Consider the following 19,514-nt stretch of genomic DNA (forward strand, 5'->3'; position numbering starts at 1 on the left):
GTGCCTCAGTGGCCCGCCTCGTGCCACGAGGTGCCGACGCCGACGGACACGTCGAGCGGGACGCTGAGCTCGGCGGCACCGCCCATCTGGGCGCGCACGAGCGCCTCGAGGGCCTCGCGCTCCCCCGGCGCCACCTCGAGCACGAGCTCGTCGTGGACCTGCAGCAGCATCCGCGAGCGCAGGCCCTGCTCGGCGAGCGCCTGCTCGACGCCGAGCATGGCGACCTTGATGACGTCGGCCGCCGAGCCTTGGATCGGCGCGTTGAGCGCCATGCGCTCGGCCATCTCGCGCCGCTGCCGGTTGTCGCTCGTGAGGTCGGGCAGGTAGCGGCGGCGGCCGAGGATGGTCTCCGTGTACCCCGTGGTCCGCGCGGTGTCGACGACGCCGCGCAGGTAGTCGCGCACGCCGCCGAAGCGCTCGAAGTAGTCGTCCATGAGCCCGCGGGCCTCGTCGACGCCGATCCGCAGCTGGCGCGAGAGCCCGAAGGCCGACAGGCCGTAGGCCAGGCCGTAGGACATCGCCTTGATCTTGCTGCGCATGGCCGGCGTGACCTCCGCCGGCTCGACCTCGAAGACGCGGCTGCCGACGAAGGAGTGCAGGTCCTCCCCCGACCGGAAGGCCTCCACGAGCCCCTCGTCGCCGGACAGGTGCGCCATGATCCGCATCTCGATCTGGCTGTAGTCGGCCGTCAGCAGGCTCTCGTAGCCCTCGCCGACCACGAAGGCCTGCCGGATCCGGCGGCCCTCCTCGGTGCGGATGGGGATGTTCTGCAGGTTGGGGTCGGTCGACGACAGCCGCCCCGTGGCCGCGATGGTCTGCTGGTAGGTGGTGTGGATGCGCCCGTCGGGCGCGACCGTCTTGAGCAGGCCCTCGACCGTCTGGCGCAGCCGGCTGACGTCGCGGTGGGCGAGCAGGTGCACGAGGAAGCCGCTGCCGGGCTGCCCGTCGGTCTTGACCAGCAGGTCGGCCAGCGCCTCGGCGTCCGTCGTGTACCCGGTCTTGATGCGCTTGGTCTTCGGCATCCCGAGCTGGTCGAAGAGGACCTCCTGCAGCTGCTTCGGCGAGCCGAGGTTCACCCGGCGGTCGATGACGGCGTACGCCGCCTCCGCCTGCTCCTCGACCGCCGCGGCGAACTGCTGCTCGAGCGCCTCGAGGTGGCCGCGGTCCGCGGCCACCCCGCGGGCCTCCATGCGCGCCAGCACGCCGACGAGGGGCAGCTCGAGCTCGGCGAGCAGGGCCGTGCCGCCCCGCTCGGCCAGCTCGCCGGCGAGGACGGTGGACAGCTCGACGACGGCGGCTGCGCGCACGGCCGCCGCGGGCGCCGGGTCGGGCGGCCCGTCGCCGTCGACGTCGAGCGCGAGCTGGTCGGCAGCGGGCGCCTCCGGCTCCTCGGCGCGCAGCTCGCGGTGCAGGTGGCGCACCGACAGGTCGGCCAGGTCGTAGGAGCGCTGGTCGGGCCGGCACAGGTAGGCGGCCAGGGCCGTGTCGTCGACCAGCCCGGCCAGCGGGAGGCCGGCGCCCGCGAGGGCCTGCAGCGGGCCCTTCGCGTCGTGGAGCACCTTGGGGCGCCCGGCGTCCGCCAGCCACGCGGCGAGCGCGGCGCGGCCCTCGTCGTCGAGGGCCCCCTCGTCCTCGCCGTCACCGCCGAGGGGCAGCCACGCCGTGGCCCCGTCGGCCGACGCGAGCGCCACCGCCGTGGCGAGGCCCGACCCGGCGCCCCAGCGCCCGAGCACGTGCAGGCCCACGGGCTCCTGCCCGCGCGCGGCCAGCCAGCCGTCGACCTCCGCGCCCCGCGGCCGCTCGACCGTGACGCTGAAGCCCTCCTCCGCCTCCGGCTCGGGGGCCGTGAGCGTGGCGAAGAGGCGGTCGCGCAGGACGCGGAACTCGAGGGAGTCGAAGACGCGGTGGACCTCCTCGCGGTCCCAGGCCGCGACGACGAGGTCGTCGACGACGACGGGCAGGTCGAGGTCGGCGACGAGCTGGTTGAGCCGGCGGTTGCGCAGCACCTGGTCGAGGTGGTCGCGCAGCGACTGCCCGGCCTTGCCCGTGATCTGGTCGACGTGGGCGACGACGCCGTCGAGGCCGTCGTGCGCGGCCAGCCACTTGGCGGCCGTCTTGGGCCCGACGCCGGGCACGCCCGGGAGGTTGTCGCTCGTCTCGCCGACGAGCGCCGCCAGGTCGGGGTAGCGCTGGGGGCGCACGCCGTACCTCTCCTCGACGGCGTCGGGCGTCATCCGCACGAGGTCGGAGACGCCCTTGCGCGGGTAGAGCACGGTGGTGGCCTCGTCGACGAGCTGCAGGGCGTCGCGGTCGCCCGTGGAGACGAGCACCTCGAAGCCCTGCGCGCGGGCCTGCGTCGCGAGGGTGGCGATGACGTCGTCCGCCTCGAAGCCCTCCTTCTCCACGACGGGCACGCGCAGCGCCGCGAGGACCTCCTTGACGAGCCCCACCTGCCCGGAGAACTCCGTGGGCGTCTTGGCGCGGCCCGCCTTGTACTCCGCGTACTCCTGGGCGCGGAAGGTGTCGCGGGACACGTCGAAGGCCACGGCCACGTGCGTGGGCGCCTCGTCGCGCAGGACGTTGATGAGCATCGACGTGAAGCCGTAGACGGCGTTGGTGACCTGGCCCGTCGTCGTCGAGAAGTTCTCCACGGGCAGGGCGAAGAAGGCGCGGTAGGCCATCGAGTGGCCGTCGACGAGCAGGAGCCGCGGGCGCGGGCCGCCGTCCCCGGGGGCGTGCGGCGGTGCGGCGTCGGCCTCCAGGGGCGGCGCGACGAGCGGGTCCTCGCCCGTGTCGGCGGCCGCGGCGTCGGGGCGGAGGAGGGCGCTGTCGCTCACGCGCGCCAGACTAGGCGCCGTGACCGACGACGCCCCCGCCGCGGACGCCCCCGCCCCTGCCCCCGGCCCGACCGCCGGCCCGCCCGCGGGGCCCGACCCCGGTGCCGGCGACGTCGCGGGCCTGCTGGCGCTGGCCGGGCACGACCCGGCGGCCGCCGCGCGGGCCGCCACCGCCTGGTGCGCCGGCACCCTGGCCGAGCGCACCGGCACGGAGTTCACGGCCGTGGGCCCCGAGGAGGTGGCCGCGCGGATGCCCGTCGCGGGCAACACCCAGCCCATGGGCCTGCTCCACGGCGGCGCCTCGGCCGCCCTGGCCGAGACGGTCGGCTCGGTGCTCTGCTCGCTCGCCGCCGGCCCCGGGACGGCCGCGGTCGGCGTCGACCTCAGCGCCACCCACCACCGCGGCGTCACGCCCGCGCGCTCGACGTGGGTGACGGCGACGGCCCGGCCCCTGCACGTCGGCCGCCGCGTCGCGACGGTCGAGGTGGTCGTCGTCGACGACGACGGGCGGCGCGTGTGCACCGCGCGCCTCACCTGCCAGCTGGTCGCGGCCACGAGCGGCTGACGCGGCCGGGCCCACGACGGTCGGGCGGACGACGGGCCCCTCCCGAGGGGCGCCCGGCGTCAGGCCGTGCCGGCGAGGCCGCGCTCGCGACGACGCCGGCTGAGGACGCGCTCCAGCGCGGCGCGCCGCGACGCCTCCTGCTCGAGCCCGCCGGCGGGGCCGACCGCGGACTGGAGCCGCAGCGAGCGGCGCAGGGCCGGCACGGACGCGCACCGCTGGACGACGAGCGGCGTGAACCCGAGGCGGGCCAGCAGGCGGTGCGCCTCGCGGCCCCCGGGCGGCGCCGAGACCACGATGCGCTCGAGGCCGTCGGCGTCGGCGATGCGCGCGGCGGCCGCGAGCAGCGCACGGCCGACCCCCCGGCGTCGCTCGGACGGGACGACGGCGAGCTGGTCGACGTGCGCCGCCGCCACGGCCGCCAGGGGCAGCACCTCACCGCGCCGCAGCACGAGGACGCCGACCGGGCGCTCCCCCGCCTCGGCGAGCAGCACCACCACGTCGGGGCGCCGCAGCGCGGACGCGACGAGCTCCTCGTCGACACCGGCGCCCGCGTCCGGCCCCTCGGGGGCCGGCCCGGCCGGGGCCCCCGCGGGAGCGACGGCGACGGCCGCCGCCGCGGGCGGGACCCCCGTGCCGACGAGCGGGGCCGCAGCGGGCGGCGCGACCGTCGCCGGGGAGGAGGTGGGCGCCTCCCCGCGGACGGCCCCGACCACGGCCGCGACGCGGGGGGCGTCCGCCGGCCCGGCCGACCGGACCACGAGCCTGGACCTGCTCACGCGCTCCCCCTCCTCGTCGACGGCCGCTGGAGCGTAGTCCTGCAGCCGCCGCCGCGCCGCACCTCCGCCGCACCACCACCCGACGGGGTCACCCGGCCCGGCGCCGGCGCCCCGGCGCCCCGGACGCGGTCTCGCGCGGCCCTTCTCGTCGAGCCGGTCGGCGGGCCCCCGTGGCGGGGCGGCACGGGCCTCCCCCGGCGGGTGACGTCCTCCCCCTTCGGCGAGGTGGTCCCCGCGGCGGGCGATCGCGTGGTTGAGTACGCGCGCTCGTCCGGCCGTGCCGCTGTCGCCGCACCGCCGCCGTCCTGCCCCAGGAGACCGTGTTGACGACGCTCGCCGCCCCCCGGGCGCTGCTCGCCCTCGTGGCGCTCGCGCTGCTGCTCGCCCTCGCCCCCGCGCTGCCGGGCGGCGGCGGCGCGCGCGCCGACGCCGCCACGCCCGCCCCCTCCCCCGGGGCCAGCGCCCCGACGGACGTCGAGGGCGAGACCATCACGGTCCGGGTGCGGACCGCCGACCGCGAGGACGTGCCGGGCGCGGAGGTCACGGCGACCGGCGCGGGCGTCGACCCGGTCTCCGGCACGACCGACGACGGCGGGGCCGTGGAGCTGGTCGTCCCGGGCACCGGCACCTACGAGGTCACGCTCGACGTCGACAGCCTCACCGGGCCCGCCGCCGGGCTGCTCCCCCGCGAGAACCCGGTGCAGCGGTCGGTGGCCTCGGGCAGCGCCAACCCCGTCATCTTCCAGCTGTCGGAGGACGGCGGGGCGTCGGCGTCGGCCGGTGGCGTGAGCGCCGGCCAGGTGGCCCAGCTCGTCGCGAACGGCCTGCGGTACGGCCTCATCATCGCCCTGGCGGCCATCGGCCTGTCGCTCGTCTTCGGGACGACGGGGCTGACGAACTTCGCCCACGGCGAGCTCATCACCTTCGGCGCCATCGCGACCTACTTCCTCAACGTGGGCGCAGGCGTCCCCTTCCTGCTGGCGGCACCGCTCGCCGTGGTGCTGGGCGGGGTCGCGGGGTACGCCAACGACCGTCTCCTCTGGAGACCGCTGCGGCGCCGCGGCACGGGCCTCGTGGCCATGATGATCGTCTCGATCGGCCTGGCCCTGCTGCTGCGCTACCTCTTCCTCTACGTCTTCGGCGGCTCGACGCAGACCTACGCCGAGTACCAGGGCCAGCGCGGGCTGGACCTGGGCCTGTTCACCCTGCGCCCCATCGACCTCATCAGCATGGCCGTCGCCGCGGTCGTGCTCGTGGCGGTGGGCCTCGTCCTGGTGCGCACCCGGCTGGGCAAGGCCACCCGCGCCGTCTCCGACAACCCGGCCCTGGCCGCCGCCTCGGGCATCGACGTCAACCGCGTGATCCTCGTCGTCTGGGTCGCCGGCGCCGCGCTCGCCGCGCTCTCCGGTGTGCTGCTGGGCCTCGCCCAGCAGGTGCAGTACCAGATGGGCTTCCAGATCCTGCTGCTCGTCTTCGCGGCGGTGACGCTCGGCGGCCTCGGCACGGCCTTCGGGGCCATGGTGGGCGCCCTCTTCATCGGCGTCTTCCTCGAGGTGAGCACGCTCGTCATCCCGACCGAGCTGCGCAACGTCGGCGCCCTGCTCGTCCTCATCCTCGTCCTCCTCGTGCGGCCCCAGGGCATCCTCGGCCGCGCCTCGCGCATCGGCTGAGCGGAGCACCCCCGTGGACTGGTCCTCGATCCTCGGCAACACCGCCCGCGCGGCCATCGGGCTGGAGACGGTCATCTACGCCCTCGCGGCGATCGGGCTCAACGTGCAGTTCGGCTACGCCGGCCTGCTCAACTTCGGGCAGGCGGCGTTCGTCGCCGTCGGGGCGTACGGCATCGCCGTCACCGTGACCGTGCTCGGGCTGCCCTTCTGGCTCGGCGTCGTCGTCGGCCTCGTCGCCGCGGTGCTGCTGGCGGTGCTCCTCGGCATCCCGACGCTGCGCCTGCGCGCCGACTACCTCGCCATCGCCACCATCGCCGCGGCGGAGATCGTGCGCCTCACCGTCCGCAGCGCCACGCTGCGCGACCAGACCGGCGGCTCGAGCGGGCTCTCCGGCTTCGCCGAGGGGTTCTACGACCTCAACCCCTTCACCCCCGGGCAGTCCTACGGCTTCGGGCCCTGGGTCTTCGGCGCACGGCTGGCGTGGATCCTCGTCGTCGGGTGGGTCCTGGTGGCCGTGTGCTGCCTCGTCGTCTTCCTGCTCATGCGCAGCCCCTGGGGCCGCGTGCTCAAGGGCATCCGCGAGGACGAGGACGCCGTCCGCAGCCTCGGCAAGAACGTCTACGCCTACAAGATGCAGGCGCTCGTCATCGGCGGCGTCATCGGCGCGCTGGCCGGCTTCGTCTTCGGCGTCGGCCGCGCCTCGGTGCAGCCGGACCTCTACGGCACGGAGCTGACGTTCTTCGTCTACACCGTGCTCCTGCTCGGCGGCGCGGCGCGCGTCCTCGGGCCCGTGGTCGGCGCGGCGATCTTCTGGGTGGCGCTCGTCCTCATCGAGAACGTGCTCGTGCAGGCCGTCGGCGCCGGCTACGTCCCCGACTGGCTGATGTCGTCCACCCAGGTGGGCCAGGTGCGCTTCATGCTCGTCGGGCTCGCGCTCATGCTGCTCATGATCTTCAGGCCGCAAGGCATCTTCGGCGACCGGAGGGAGCTGGCGATCGATGCCCGCTGACGAGAACCGCCCCGACCTGACCGACCTCGACGAGGGCGCCCCCCACGAGGGCCACGGCGGGAGCCACCCGGCCACCGCCCCGGGTCCCGGGCCGCGCGCCCTCGCCGCCCGTGAGGTGCTCCGCGACGTCCCCCGGGTGCCGGGGGCGCCCAAGCCCGACCCCGTGCTCGTCGCCGACGGCGTCGTGCGCCGCTTCGGCGGGCTCACGGCCGTCGACGTGCAGCACGTGGAGTTCCAGCGCGGCGCCATCACGGCCCTCATCGGGCCCAACGGCGCCGGCAAGACGACGTTCTTCAACCTCCTCACGGGGTTCGACCGGCCCGACGAGGGCTCGTGGACCTTCGAGGGCCGCAGCCTCGCCCGGGTGCCGGCGCACCGCGTCGCCCGTCGCGGCATGGTCCGCACCTTCCAGCTGACGAAGGCGCTCTCGCGGCTCACCGTCATCGAGAACATGCGCCTCGGCGCCACCGGCCAGGTGGGCGAGCGGCTGCTGTCGGCGATGTTCCGGCGGGTGTGGCGCGGCCAGGAGGACTCCAACACGCGGCGCGCCGACGAGCTGCTGCGGCGCTTCAAGCTCGACGCCAAGCGCGAGGACTTCGCGGGCAGCCTCTCCGGCGGGCAGCGCAAGCTGCTGGAGATGGCCCGCGCCCTCATGACCGAGCCGCGGCTCGTCATGCTCGACGAGCCGATGGCCGGGGTGAACCCGGCGCTCACCCAGTCGCTCCTCGGGCACGTCAAGGACCTGCGGGAGCAGGGCATGACGGTCGTCTTCGTCGAGCACGACATGGACATGGTCCGCGACATCTCGGACTGGGTGGTCGTCATGGCCCAGGGCACCGTCGTCGCGGAGGGTCCCCCGGACGCCGTCATGGCGGACCCGGCGGTCATCGACGCCTACCTCGGGGGCCACCACGACGCCCCGCTGACCGAGGAGGACGAGGCCGAGCAGATCGCCGCCGCCGAGGCGGAGCTCGAGCGGGAGCGCGACCAGGAGGTCGGACGATGAGCGCCAGCAGCACGACGACGGGAGACCGCAGCGCGCACGTCGCGGCCGCGGAGGGAGCGGTGCTGCGCGCCGACGAGCTCGTGGCGGGCTACCTGCCCGGCGTCGACATCCTCAACGGCTGCGACCTGCACGTGCAGCCGGGCGAGCTCGTCGCGATCATCGGCCCCAACGGCGCCGGCAAGTCGACGCTCCTCAAGGCCATGTTCGGCCTCGTGAAGATCCGGAAGGGCACGGTCCGGCTCGGGGACGACGACATCACCGGGATGGGCGCCGACAAGCTCGTGCGCCGGGGCGTCGGCTTCGTGCCGCAGACGAACAACGTCTTCCCCTCGCTCACCATCGCCGAGAACCTCGAGATGGGGCTCTACCAGGCCCCCAAGCGCTTCTCGCAGCGCTTCGAGGCCGTCGTCGACCTCTTCCCCACCCTCGGCAAGCGGCGCAACCAGCGCGCCGGCTCGCTGTCCGGCGGCGAGCGGCAGATGGTCGCGATGGGCCGGGCGCTCATGATGGAGCCGCGCGTGCTGCTCCTCGACGAGCCGTCGGCGGGCCTGTCCCCCGCCCTGCAGGACGAGGTCTTCATCCGCACCCGCCAGATCAACCGCACCGGCGTCTCGGTCGTCATGGTCGAGCAGAACGCCCGCCGGTGCCTGCAGATCTGCGACCGCGGCTACGTCCTCGACCAGGGCCGCAACGCCTACAGCGGCTCCGGCCGCGAGCTGGCGCAGGACCCGAAGGTCATCCAGCTCTACCTGGGCACGCTCGCCGGCTCCTGAGCCGCCGTCCGACGCCCCGCCGCGGTCGACGCCCGGTCCCCCGTCCAGGGGGGCCGGGCGTCGTCGCGTCCGGGCCCCGGCGCCGCGGCCGCCCTCCCGGCCGGGGCGCACCCCGGACGAGGCGGAGCCCCGGCCCCCCGCAGCGGGGGACCGGGGCTCCGGTGGTGCGGCTCCACGGCGTGGAGCGGGTCGGCTCAGTCGAGCGAGCCCTCCACGTAGGAGTCGTTCACGTAGCTGTTGTCCTCGACGTAGGAGTAGATGCCGATGGTGGCCTCCGTCGGGTCGCCGAGGTCCGAGAACTCGACCGGGCCGGACACGCCCTGGTAGTCGATGTCCTCGCCGGCCTCGAGCAGGTCGCGGCACTCGACGAAGCCCGAGCACTCCGTCCCCTCGCGGCTGACCGCCGGCAGCTGCGAGGCGATGCTCGCCCCGCTGTCGTCGCCGGCCGCGATGGCCGCCAGCGCCGTCATGATGACGGCGTCGTAGGACTCCGGCGCGTAGCTGAAGTCCGCCAGCGACGGGTCGACGGCGAGCAGGCGCTCCTGGAAGTCACCCGTTGAGGCGGCGCCGGGCAGGGTGCCCTTCGTGCCCACGAGCGCGCCCGGCTCGAGGCCGTCGTCGCTGTAGTTCGCCAGGTTGCCGTCCACGAGGTAGAGCGGCACCTCGCTCGGGCCGATGCCCTGGGAGATGAGCTCGGGGATGACGCGCAGCGACTCGTCGAAGCCGATGAGGACGATGGCCTCCGGGTTCGTCTCCGCGAGCTGGGCGACCTCCGCGCTGTAGTTCGGCGCCTGCGGGTTGTAGATGATCGGGTCACCGCCGGCGATGCTGCCGCCGCCGGCCTCGACCGCCTCCTGCACGTTGGCCGCGAGGCCCGTGCCGTACGGGTCGTCGATGGCCATCATGCCGACGTCGAGGTACCCGTCGCCGATCACGAGGTCGCCCATCACGCGGCCCTGGAGCACGTCCGAGGGGGCCGTGCGGAAGTACAGGCCGGAGTCGCTCGCGCAGGTGAAGTCCGGCGCCGTGTTCGCCGGCGAGATCTGCACGACCCCGGCGCCGGTGATGGCGTCGATGATGGTGAAGGAGACGCCCGAGGACGCCGCGCCGATGATCGAGTCGACGTTCGCGGACAGGAGCCGCTGGACCGTCGACGAGGCGATGTCGGTGTTGGTGTCACCGGAGTCGCCCTCGACGTAGGCGACGTCCTGGCCGTTGTAGCCGCCGGCCTCGTTGATCTCCTGCACCGCCAGCTCGACGCCGGCGAACTCCGGCGGGCCGAGGAAGGCCAGGTTGCCGGTCTGCGGCAGGACGGAGCCGATGGTGAGGACGCCGTCGCCCTCCGCCTCCGGCGGGGTCTCGGGCTCGCAGTCCTCGGAGCCCGCGGCGGCGTCGTCGGACGACGACGAGCTCGCGCTCGGCTCGCCCGAGGCGGCCGGCGCCGCGCCGTCGTCGGTCCCGCCGTCGTCACCGCACCCGGTGAGGGCGAGGGCTGCGATGCCGGCCACGGCGACGGACCGCCGCGCCAGGGTGGTTCGCTTCATGCAGGGCTCTCCTTCGTCCCAGCGGCTGAGCGCTGAGGTCCAGTAGGTGAGCCGGACCGTACTCGACGGGCGCCCCCCACGGGCCGGGCCCGGACCGATCCGCCGCGTCGTCACCCCATCGTGACCCTGGCTCCGCCGCACCGTGACCCGCTGCACGAGCAGGCCGCTCGCGCCGGGCCGCCGGGCCGCCCCCGCGGCGGCCCGGCGGCGTCCTCAGCGGCTGCCGCCGCCGACCTGCTCCAGCACCACGTCCGCCACCTCGCGCATCGTGAGGCGGCGGTCCATCGACGTCTTCTGGATCCAGCGGAAGGCCTCCGGCTCGGACAGGCCCATCTGCTGCATGAGCAGGCCCTTGGCCCGCTCGACCCTCTTGCGGGTCTCGAACCGCTCGGTGAGGTCGGACACCTCGTCCTCGAGGGCCCGCAGCTCCGCGTGGCGGCTCAGCGCGATCTCCACGGCCGGCAGGAGGTCCGCCGACGTGAAGGGCTTGACCACGTACGCCATCGCCCCGGCGTCGCGCGCCCGGTCCACGAGCTCCTTCTGCGAGAACGCCGTGAGCAGGACGACCGCCGACCGGCCCGAGCGCCCGATCCGCTCCGCGGCCGAGATGCCGTCCAGCACCGGCATCTTCACGTCCATCACGACGAGGTCGGGCGTCATCTCCTCGACGAGGCGCACCGCGCTCTCTCCGTCGCCCGCCTCCCCGACGACGTCGAAGCCCGCCTCCGTCAGCGTCTCCACCACGTCGAGGCGGATGATCGCCTCGTCCTCGGCGACGACGACGCGCCGACGCGGACCCTGGGGGACGTCGACGTCCTCCGCTCCCGTGGTCGGTCCGCTGCTGGCCTCGGGGCTGGGGGGCTGCTCGCTCACGTCGGCTACCCTATCCGCGCATCCGGGCGACGACGCCCGGGCCGCCGCAGCGCGTCCGTCCCGGCCCCACGGCCCCGACCGCCCGGCCCGCCCCGGTATCCCAACCGGCAGAGGAAGTGGCCTCAAAATCCACGCAGTGTGGGTTCGAGTCCCACCCGGGGCACCTCTCGCGGCCCGCTGGGCCCGCCGCTCGTGCGGTCGGGCCCGTCGTGGTCGGGCCGGGACGGCGGGGGGCGGTCGGTGCGACGGCACTGGCTCCGACGTCCCCGCGGGGCAGTGGCCCCGCCGGGACGTCGGGCCTAACGTGCCGCCCCACCGACCGCCCCCCGCCTGCGCGCCTCACCGGCCCGTGGGCCCGCTCGGACGGCGACGGCCCACCCGGTCACGTCGGTGACCGGGTGGGCCGGTGCTGTCGGAGGGCCGGTGGTGTCGAAGGGTGGCGTCAGCCGGCGTCGGGGGCGCCGAGCTGGCGGGCGCTCGTGTCGCGGCGGGTCTCCCGGTAGGCCTGCGTGACGCCGTTGACGGCGTCGCCCATGCGGTGGGCGCGCAGCGCGTTGGTCGAGCCGGGGATGCCCGGGGGCGCCCCGGCCACGACGACGACGAGCTCGCCCTCCTGCGCGACGCCGCTCTCGAGGAGCACCTCGTCCATGGCGAGGACCATCTCGTCGGTGTGGGTCACGTAGGGCATGAGGAAGGTCTGCACGCCCCACGTGAGGGACAGCTGCGCGCGGACGGAGGGCTCCGGCGTGAAGACGATGAGCGGGATCTCCGAGCGCAGGCGGGACATGCGCCGGGCGGAGTCGCCCGTCGTCGTGAAGACGACGAGGTGCTTGGCGTCGAGGTTGACGCCCACGTCGAGCGCGGCCCGCGTGATGGCACCGCCCGTGGTGTGCGGGTTGGTGCCCAGCGGGCTGATCCGGTCGAGGCCGTGGTCCTCGGTGCTCTCGATGATGCGCGCCATCGTCCGCACCGCCTCGAAGGGGTACTGGCCGACGCTCGTCTCGCCCGAGAGCATGATCGCGTCGGCGCCGTCGAGGACGGCGTTGGCGCAGTCCGACGCCTCGGCCCGGGTCGGGCGGGGCGCGGAGATCATGGACTCGAGCACCTGCGTCGCCACGATGACCGGCTTGGCCGCGCGGCGGCACAGCTCGACCGCGCGCTTCTGCACGAGCGGCACCTGCTCGAGCGGCAGCTCCACGCCGAGGTCGCCGCGGGCCACCATGACGCCGTCGAAGGCGTCGACGACGGCCTCGAGGTTGTCGACCGCCTGCGGCTTCTCCACCTTGGCGATGACCGGGACCCGCCGGCCCTCCTCGTCCATGACGCGGTGGACGCCCTCGACGTCGGCCGCGTCGCGGACGAAGGACAGCGCCACGAGGTCGCAGCCCGCCCGCAGGCCCCAGCGCAGGTCCTCGACGTCCTTGTCGGAGAGCGCCGGGACGCCGACCGCCACGCCGGGCAGGTTGAGGCCCTTGTTGTCCGACACGACGCCCGCCACCTCGACCTCGGTGACGACGCGCGGGCCCTCGACGCCGGTGACCCGCAGGGTCACCTTGCCGTCGTCGACGAGGATGCGGTCGCCCGGCGAGACGTCGCCCGGCAGACCCTCGTGCGTCGTCGAGACGAGGGTCGCGTCGCCCGGCACGTCCTCGGTGGTGATGGTGAGCACGTGGCCCACGGGCAGCGCCTGCGGCCCGCTCGCGAAGCGGCCCAGCCGGATCTTGGGGCCCTGCAGGTCGACGAGCACCGCGACCGGGCGCCCCGCCTCCTCGGCGGCGCGGCGCACCGCCTCGTAGCGCTCCGAGTGCTCGGCGTGCGAGCCGTGGCTGAGGTTGAAGCGGGCGACGTCCATGCCCGCGTCCACGAGCTCGCGGAGCTGCTCGGGGGTCGAGACGGCGGGGCCGAGGGTGCAGACGATCTTGGCGCGGCGCATGTGACGCACCTTACAGAGCCGGGCACCCCGCCACGGCGGGCGAGGCCGTCCGTGGGACGGCCCGGCGCGCCGGAGCGCCGCCCCCGCGCCGCCCGGTGACGCGGGGGGTGGCGACGCGGGGGCGGGCGGACGTCCGTCGAGGGCCCGTCAGACGACGAGCGGCCGGTCCGTCGGGCGCACCGGGGCGGGCAGCGTGCTGGGCCGCCCGGAGAGCCGGGCGTCGATCGCGGCCGCCGCGGCGCGGCCCTCCGCGATGGCCCAGACGATGAGCGACTGCCCCCGGCCGGCGTCACCGGCGACGAAGACGCCGGGGACCGACGTCGCGTACGAGCCGTCGCGGGCGACGAGGCCGCGCTCGTCGAGGTCGACGCCCACCTCGTCCAGCAGCGGGCCGCGCTCGGGGCCCGTGTAGCCCGTGGCGATGAGGACGAGCTGGGTGTCGAGCACCTCCTCGGTGCCCGGGACCGGCCGCACCTCGCGGCCCACGCGCTCGGCCTGGACGATCTCCAGGCCCGCGACCCGGCCGTCCTCCCCCGCGACGAAGCGGGTGGTGGAAGCGGTGAAGCGGCGGTCGCCGCCCTCCTCGTGGGCGCTCGTCACCTCGAACAGGCGCGGGTCGACGGGCCAGGGCTCGCCCGCCGACCGCTCGGCGGGCGGCTGCGGCCCGTGGGCCAGCTGCGTCACCGAGCGGGCGCCCTGGCGCAGGGCCGTGCCGAGGCAGTCGGCGCCCGTGTCGCCGCCGCCGATGATGACGACGTCGCGGCCGCGGGCGTCGAGCTCCCCGGGCACGTCGCGGCCCTCCGGCCCCTCCCCCGCGCCGCGGGCGGCGCGGTTGGCGGGCACGAGGTAGTCCATCGCCGGCATGACGCCGGGCAGGTCGCGACCGGGCACGGGCAGGTCGCGGGGCGCCGTGGCGCCGACCGCCAGGAGCACCGCGTCGTAGCGGGCGACGAGCGCCGCGCCCGACACGGCGCCCGGGGCGCTGCCGCCGACGGGTGTGCCCGGGCGGAAGCGGGTCCCCTCCGCGGCCATCTGGGCCAGGCGGGCGTCGAGGAGGTCCTTCTCCATCTTGAACTCGGGGATGCCGTACCGGAGCAGCCCGCCGATGGCGTCGTCGCGCTCGTAGACGGCCACGGTGTGGCCGGCGCGGGTGAGCTGCTGCGCGGCGGCCAGGCCCGCGGGGCCGGACCCGACGACGGCGACGGTGCGCCCGGTCAGGCGGTCGGGGGGCTGCGGGACGACCCACCCCTCGGCGAAGGCCCGGTCGGCGATCGACACCTCGACCTGCTTGATCGTCACCGGCGGCTGGTTGATGCCGAGGACGCAGGCGCTCTCGCACGGCGCCGGGCACAGCCGCCCCGTCACCTCGGGGAAGTTGTTCGTCGCGTGCAGCCGCTCGACGGCCTCGGCCCAGTCCCCGCGCCACGTGAGGTCGTTCCACTCCGGGATGAGGTTGCCCAGCGGGCAGCCCTGGTGGCAGAAGGGGATGCCGCAGTCCATGCAGCGGCCCGCCTGCCGCAGCAGCGCGCCCTCCTCCTGCTTCTCGTAGACCTCGCGCCAGTCCATGATCCGGACGTCCACCGGGCGGCGCTGCGGCAGCTCGCGCTCGCGCTGGGTGAGGAAGCCCTTCGGGTCAGCCATGCGTCGTCGCCTCCACGATCCGGCCCCAGACGACGTCGCCGTCGAGGTCCAGCCCCTCCTCGGCCGCCTGCGCCCGCACGGCGAGCACGCGGGAGAACTCCCGGGGCAGCAGCTTGGTGATGCGGTCCAGGCCCGCGTCGCCCTGCTCGAGCAGGGCGGCCGCGACCTCCGACCCGGTCTCGTCGCGGTGGCGCACGAGCAGGTCGGCCACGAGCACCCGGTCGGCCTCGTCGAGCGGGTGCAGCCCGAGCTCCCCGCTGCGCACGGCCGCCTGGTTGACCTCGGCCTCGTCGAGGTCGAGCACGTACGCCGTGCCGCCGGACATGCCCGCCGCCACGTTGCGGCCGGTGCCGCCGAGAACGAGCACGGTGCCACCGGTCATGTACTCGCAGGCGTGGTCGCCCACGCCCTCGACGACGGCGATGGCGCCGGAGTTGCGGACGCAGAAGCGCTCCCCGACGACGCCGCGCAGGAACATCTCCCCCGACGTCGCGCCGTAGCCGATCGTGTTGCCGGCGATGACGTTGTCCTGCGCCGGGAAGGGCGCGGCGTCGTCGGGGCGGACCACCACGCGGCCGCCCGACAGGCCCTTGCCGACGTAGTCGTTGGCGTCCCCGACGAGGCGCAGCACGACCCCACGGGGCAGGAAGGCGCCGAAGGACTGGCCGGCGCTGCCCGTCAGGATCACGTCGACGGTGCCGTCGGGCAGGCCCTGCTCGCCGTAGCGGCGGGTGACCTCGTGGCCGAGCATCGTGCCGACGGTGCGGTTGACGTTGCGCACCGCGCTCGCGACCCGCACCGGCGTGCCGTGCTCGAGGGCGTCGCGGGACATCGCGATGAGCTGGTGGTCGAGGGCCTTCTCGAGGCCGTGGTCCTGGCTCGTCGTGCGCCGGCGCGAGGCGCCCTCGGGCAGCTCGACCTGGTGCAGGACCGGGCCGAGGTCGAGCCCGGAGGCCTTCCAGTGGTCGACGGCGCGGCGGACGTCGAGGGCGTCGCTGCGACCGATGGCCTCGTCGAGCGAGCGGAAGCCCAGCGCCGCGAGGTGCTCGCGCACCTCCTGCGCCACGAACTCGAAGAAGCTCACGACGAAGTCGGCCTTGCCGCCGTACCGCGCCCGCAGCTCGGGGTTCTGCGTCGCGATCCCGACGGGGCACGTGTCGAGGTGGCAGGCGCGCATGAGGATGCAGCCGGAGACGACGAGCGGCGCCGTCGAGAAGCCGTACTCCTCGGCGCCGAGGAGCGCCGCCACGACGACGTCGCGGCCCGTCTTCAGCTGGCCGTCGACCTGGACCGTGATCCGGTCGCGCAGGCCGTTGAGCAGCAGCGTCTGCTGCGCCTCGGCCAGCCCGACCTCCCACGGCCCGCCCGCGTGCTTGAGCGACGTCAGCGGGCTGGCGCCCGTGCCGCCGTCGTGGCCGGAGATGAGGACCACGTCCGCGTGCGCCTTGCTCACGCCCGCCGCGACCGTCCCGACGCCGATCTCGCTGACGAGCTTGACGTGCACGCGCGCCGACGGGTTGGCGTTCTTGAGGTCGTGGATGAGCTGGGCGATGTCCTCGATCGAGTAGATGTCGTGGTGCGGCGGCGGCGAGATGAGGCCGACGCCCGGCGTCGAGAAGCGCGTCCGCGCGATCCACGGGTAGACCTTGTGGCCCGGCAGCTGACCGCCCTCACCCGGCTTGGCGCCCTGCGCGATCTTGATCTGCAGGTCGTCGGCGTGGGTGAGGTACATGCTCGTCACGCCGAAGCGCCCCGAGGCGACCTGCTTGACGGCGCTGCGGCGCTCCGGGTCGAGCAGGCGCTCGACGTCCTCGCCGCCCTCGCCGGTGTTGCTGCGCCCGCCCAGGCGGTTCATCGCGACCGCGAGGGTGGAGTGCGCCTCCTCGGAGATGGAGCCGTAGCTCATCGCGCCCGTCGAGAAGCGCTTGACGATCTCGCTGACCGGCTCGACCTCGTCGATCGGGACCGGCGGGCGGGCGCCCTCGCGGAAGGAGAAGAGGCCGCGGAGCGTCATGAGCCGCTCGGAGGAGTCGTCGACCCGCTGCGTGTACTGCTTGAAGACGTCGTAGCGCCCCGCGCGGGTGGCGTGCTGCAGGCGGAAGACCGTCTCCGGGTCGAAGAGGTGGTGCTCGCCCTCGCGGCGCCACTGGTACTCCCCGCCCACCTCGAGGCGCCGGTGCGCGGGCTGCACGCCCCCGACGGGGTAGGCGGTGCGGTGGCGGGCGGCGACCTCCTCGGCGAGGACGTCGATGCCGACGCCGCCGAGCTGCGTCGTCGTGCCCGTGAAGTACCGGTCGACGAGCTCCTGGGACAGGCCGATGGTCTCGAAGGTCTGCGCGCCCCGGTAGGAGGCGACCGTCGAGATGCCCATCTTGCTCATGACCTTGAGCACGCCCTTGCCGAGCGCGTAGATGAGCCGGCGGACGGCGTCCTCGGGCGCGATGCCGGTGAGGTGGCCGGAGCGGACCTGGTCCTCCACCGACTCCATCGCCAGGTACGGGTTCACGGCCGCCGCGCCGTACCCGACGAGCAGGGCGACGTGGTGGACCTCGCGGACGTCACCCGCCTCGACGACGAGCCCGACCTGGGTGCGGGTCTTCTCCCGCAGCAGGTGGTGGTGGACGGCCGCGGTGAGCAGCAGCGAGGGGATGGGCGCCAGCACGGAGTCCGAGTCGCGGTCCGACAGGACGACGAAGCGGGCGCCGTCGGCGATGGCCGCGCTCACCTCGGCGCAGATCTCGTCGATCCGGGCCGCCAGGGCCGCTCCCCCGCCGTCGACCCGGTACAGGCCGGACACGCGGACGCAGCGGAAGCCGGGGAGGTTGCCGTCGGCGTTGACGTGGACGATCTTCGCGAGCTCGTCGTTGTCGATGACCGGGAAGGGGATGACGAGCTGGCGGCAGTGCGCCGGGCCGGCGTCGAGCATGTTCTGCTCCGGGCCCACGCCCGTGACGAGCGACGTCACCAGCTCCTCGCGGATGGCGTCCAGCGGCGGGTTGGTCACCTGCGCGAACATCTGCGTGAAGTAGTCGAAGACGAGCCGGGGACGCTCCGAGAGCACGGCGATCGGCGTGTCGGTGCCCATCGAGCCGATGGGCTCGGCCCCCGCCCGCGCCATCGGCGCGACGAGCAGGCGCAGCTCCTCCTCGGTGTAGCCGAAGGTCTGCTGGCGGCGGGTCACCGAGGAGTGCGTGTGCGCGACGTGCTCGCGCTCGGGCAGCCCGTCGAGCGTGACGAGGCCGGCGTGCAGCCACTCGTCGTAGGGGTGCGCCGCTGCGAGCTCGGCCTTGACCTCCTCGTCGTCGACCACGCGCCCCGCGGCCGTGTCGACGAGGAACATGCGCCCGGGCTGCAGGCGCCCCTTGCGCACGACGGTGGCGGGGTCGAGGTCGAGCACGCCCGTCTCGCTGGCGAGGACGACGAGGCCGTCGGAGGTGATCGAGTACCGCGAGGGGCGCAGGCCGTTGCGGTCGAGCACCGCGCCGATGAGCGTGCCGTCGGTGAAGACGACGTCGGCCGGGCCGTCCCACGCCTCCGTGAACATCGAGTGGAACTCGTAGAAGGCGCGGCGGGCCGGGTCCATGGAGGCGTGGTTCTCCCAGGCCTCCGGGATCATCATGAGCATCGCGTGCGGCAGCGAGCGGCCGGACAGGTGCAGCAGCTCGAGCACCTCGTCGAACGACGCGGAGTCGCTGGCGCCCGGCGTGCAGACGGGGAAGATCCGCTGGAGGTCGCCGGGGATGACCGACGAGCTGAGCATGCTCTCCCGCGCCCGCATCCAGTTGCGGTTGCCCTGGACGGTGTTGATCTCGCCGTTGTGGGCGATGAGGCGGAACGGGTGCGCCAGCGGCCACGACGGGAAGGTGTTGGTCGAGAAGCGCGAGTGCACGACGGCGAGCTCGGTCGTGTAGCGCCGGTCCGACAGGTCGGGGAAGAAGGGCTCCAGCTGGCCCGTCGTCAGCATCCCCTTGTAGGTGATGGTGCGGCACGAGAGCGACGCGACGTAGACGCCGACCTCGCGCTCCGTGCGCTTGCGCAGGCAGAAGGCCCGGCGCTCGAGGGCCATGCCCGTGATGCGCGCGCCACGGCCGGCGACGAAGAGCTGCCGGAAGCGCGGCATCGTGGCGCGGGCGGTGGCGCCGACGAGCTCGGCTGCGACGGGCACGTCCCGCCAGCCGAGGACGGCGAGGTCCTCCTCCTCCGCGAGGGCCTCGACGCGGCGCACGGCCTCGGCCGCCGCGTCGTCCTCGGCGGGCAGGAAGACGATGCCGACGGCGTAGGCGCCCTTGGGCGGGAGCTCGACGCCCATCTCCTCCTCCGCCAGGGCGCGGAAGAGGTCGTCGGGGACCTGCGTGAGGATCCCGGCGCCGTCACCGGTGTCGACCTCGGCGCCCACGGCGCCGCGGTGGTCGAGGTTGCGCAGGGCGGTGAGCGCGGCGTCGACGATGTCGTGGCCCGGCTCGCCGCGCAGCGTCGCGACGAAGGCCACGCCGCACGCGTCGTGCTCGTGGCGCCCGTCGTAGAGGCCCTGCGGGGCCGGGACGGCGACGGCGCGGGGTCCGGGCGCCGGGTTCTCGTGCTGGTCCTGCGGGCTGATCTGCGAGGTCGTCGTCATGCGTCGCACCATCCTCACGGGGACCGCCGGGGCGGTCGACGTGCCCCGCCGGCGGGCCGGCGGGACGGGGGACGGGAGGGGACGTCGTCGGCCCCGGGTCGGGAGAAGGTACACCGGGGGCCGCGGCGCCCCGGCGGTCGATCCACCCCGCGAGACCACCGTCGGCGCGGTGACCGGGTCGTGACCGTGACGTGATCGCGGCGTGATGCCGGGGTCGGGCGTGCCCACCCGGTCGTGACGCGACGTCGCAGGGAGGCCGGACGCCGCTCGCG

The 19,514-nt window shown here is 74.9% G+C and carries 12 protein-coding genes and 1 tRNA gene; 6 read left to right on the top strand and 7 right to left on the bottom strand.

The annotated features are described in order from the left end of the window. Positions 1 to 5 precede the first annotated feature (5 nt). Entirely contained in the window at positions 6 to 2,681 is a 2,676-nt protein-coding gene (gene polA, locus Q0789_RS05360; protein WP_366917652.1) for a DNA polymerase I, read from the bottom strand. A 175-nt stretch (positions 2,682 to 2,856) separates the two neighbouring features. Here polA and Q0789_RS05365 point away from each other — a divergent pair, with 175 nt between their 5' ends. Further along, complete coding sequence (locus Q0789_RS05365; RefSeq protein WP_298802887.1) at positions 2,857 to 3,402, top strand: PaaI family thioesterase; 546 nt, start codon at positions 2,857 to 2,859, stop codon at positions 3,400 to 3,402. A gap of 59 nt (positions 3,403 to 3,461) precedes the next feature. Here the strand turns inward: Q0789_RS05365 and Q0789_RS05370 are convergent, their stop codons facing one another. Further along, the gene (locus tag Q0789_RS05370; protein ID WP_298802889.1) at positions 3,462 to 4,178 is read right to left on the bottom strand and encodes a GNAT family N-acetyltransferase; all 717 of its coding nucleotides are present in this window, start codon (positions 4,176 to 4,178) and stop codon (positions 3,462 to 3,464) included. Between the two features lie 323 nt (positions 4,179 to 4,501). Between Q0789_RS05370 and Q0789_RS05375 the strand changes: the two genes are divergently transcribed. From Q0789_RS05375 to Q0789_RS05390, 4 genes are read left to right on the top strand one after another with little or no spacing between them, the layout of a single operon-like run. Then, positions 4,502 to 5,848, top strand: coding sequence for a branched-chain amino acid ABC transporter permease (locus Q0789_RS05375; RefSeq protein WP_298802891.1), 1,347 nt, complete (start codon positions 4,502 to 4,504; stop codon positions 5,846 to 5,848). A gap of 13 nt (positions 5,849 to 5,861) precedes the next feature. After that, positions 5,862 to 6,857, top strand: a complete 996-nt coding sequence (locus Q0789_RS05380) for a branched-chain amino acid ABC transporter permease (protein ID WP_298802893.1) — start codon at positions 5,862 to 5,864, stop codon at positions 6,855 to 6,857. Continuing rightward, a complete protein-coding gene (locus tag Q0789_RS05385) occupies positions 6,847 to 7,863 on the top strand; it encodes an ABC transporter ATP-binding protein (RefSeq protein WP_298802895.1) in 1,017 nt (338 codons plus the stop codon). Before Q0789_RS05380 ends, Q0789_RS05385 begins: the two co-directional genes overlap by 11 nt. Then, complete coding sequence (locus Q0789_RS05390; RefSeq protein ID WP_298802898.1) at positions 7,860 to 8,636, top strand: ABC transporter ATP-binding protein; 777 nt, start codon at positions 7,860 to 7,862, stop codon at positions 8,634 to 8,636. Before Q0789_RS05385 ends, Q0789_RS05390 begins: the two co-directional genes overlap by 4 nt. A 194-nt stretch (positions 8,637 to 8,830) precedes the next feature. Here Q0789_RS05390 and Q0789_RS05395 read toward each other — a convergent pair whose 3' ends face one another. Together Q0789_RS05395 and Q0789_RS05400 are read right to left on the bottom strand one after the other, a co-directional pair. Further along, the gene (locus tag Q0789_RS05395; RefSeq protein ID WP_298802900.1) at positions 8,831 to 10,180 is read right to left on the bottom strand and encodes an ABC transporter substrate-binding protein; all 1,350 of its coding nucleotides are present in this window, start codon (positions 10,178 to 10,180) and stop codon (positions 8,831 to 8,833) included. 213 nt (positions 10,181 to 10,393) lie between these two features. Next, positions 10,394 to 11,053 carry a response regulator gene (locus Q0789_RS05400; RefSeq protein ID WP_171202049.1) on the bottom strand — a complete coding sequence of 220 codons (660 nt, stop codon included), beginning with the start codon at positions 11,051 to 11,053 and terminating at the stop codon, positions 10,394 to 10,396. An 89-nt stretch (positions 11,054 to 11,142) separates the two neighbouring features. Between Q0789_RS05400 and Q0789_RS05405 the strand changes: the two genes are divergently transcribed. Beyond that, positions 11,143 to 11,216 (top strand) — tRNA-Leu (locus Q0789_RS05405). Between the two features lie 279 nt (positions 11,217 to 11,495). Here Q0789_RS05405 and pyk read toward each other — a convergent pair. The 3 genes from pyk to gltB all read right to left on the bottom strand — a co-directional run bounded on the left by pyk (position 11,496) and on the right by gltB (position 19,242). Next, positions 11,496 to 12,986, bottom strand: a complete 1,491-nt coding sequence (gene pyk / locus Q0789_RS05410; RefSeq protein ID WP_298802905.1) for a pyruvate kinase — start codon at positions 12,984 to 12,986, stop codon at positions 11,496 to 11,498. Positions 12,987 to 13,133: 147 nt separating this feature from the next. Further along, on the bottom strand, positions 13,134 to 14,627 hold the full coding sequence (locus Q0789_RS05415) for a glutamate synthase subunit beta (RefSeq protein WP_298802907.1): 1,494 nt from the start codon (positions 14,625 to 14,627) through the stop codon (positions 13,134 to 13,136). Further along, complete coding sequence (gltB, locus tag Q0789_RS05420) at positions 14,620 to 19,242, bottom strand: glutamate synthase large subunit (RefSeq protein WP_298802909.1); 4,623 nt, start codon at positions 19,240 to 19,242, stop codon at positions 14,620 to 14,622. Before gltB ends, Q0789_RS05415 begins: the two co-directional genes overlap by 8 nt. Positions 19,243 to 19,514: the final 272 nt, after the last annotated feature.

Origin of the sequence: uncultured Pseudokineococcus sp. (genome assembly GCF_947499845.1) — a bacterium.
Classification (GTDB): domain Bacteria; phylum Actinomycetota; class Actinomycetes; order Actinomycetales; family Quadrisphaeraceae; genus Pseudokineococcus.

Coding starts and splice junctions, on each gene's coding strand:
- polA (WP_366917652.1), bottom strand. CDS start 2,681: ATGGCCTACCGCGCCTTCTTCGCCCTGCCCGTGGAGAACTTCTCGACG.
- Q0789_RS05385 (WP_298802895.1), top strand. CDS start 6,847: ATGCCCGCTGACGAGAACCGCCCCGACCTGACCGACCTCGACGAGGGC.
- Q0789_RS05390 (WP_298802898.1), top strand. CDS start 7,860: ATGAGCGCCAGCAGCACGACGACGGGAGACCGCAGCGCGCACGTCGCG.
- Q0789_RS05395 (WP_298802900.1), bottom strand. CDS start 10,180: ATGAAGCGAACCACCCTGGCGCGGCGGTCCGTCGCCGTGGCCGGCATC.
- pyk (WP_298802905.1), bottom strand. CDS start 12,986: ATGCGCCGCGCCAAGATCGTCTGCACCCTCGGCCCCGCCGTCTCGACC.
- Q0789_RS05415 (WP_298802907.1), bottom strand. CDS start 14,627: ATGGCTGACCCGAAGGGCTTCCTCACCCAGCGCGAGCGCGAGCTGCCG.
- gltB (WP_298802909.1), bottom strand. CDS start 19,242: ATGACGACGACCTCGCAGATCAGCCCGCAGGACCAGCACGAGAACCCG.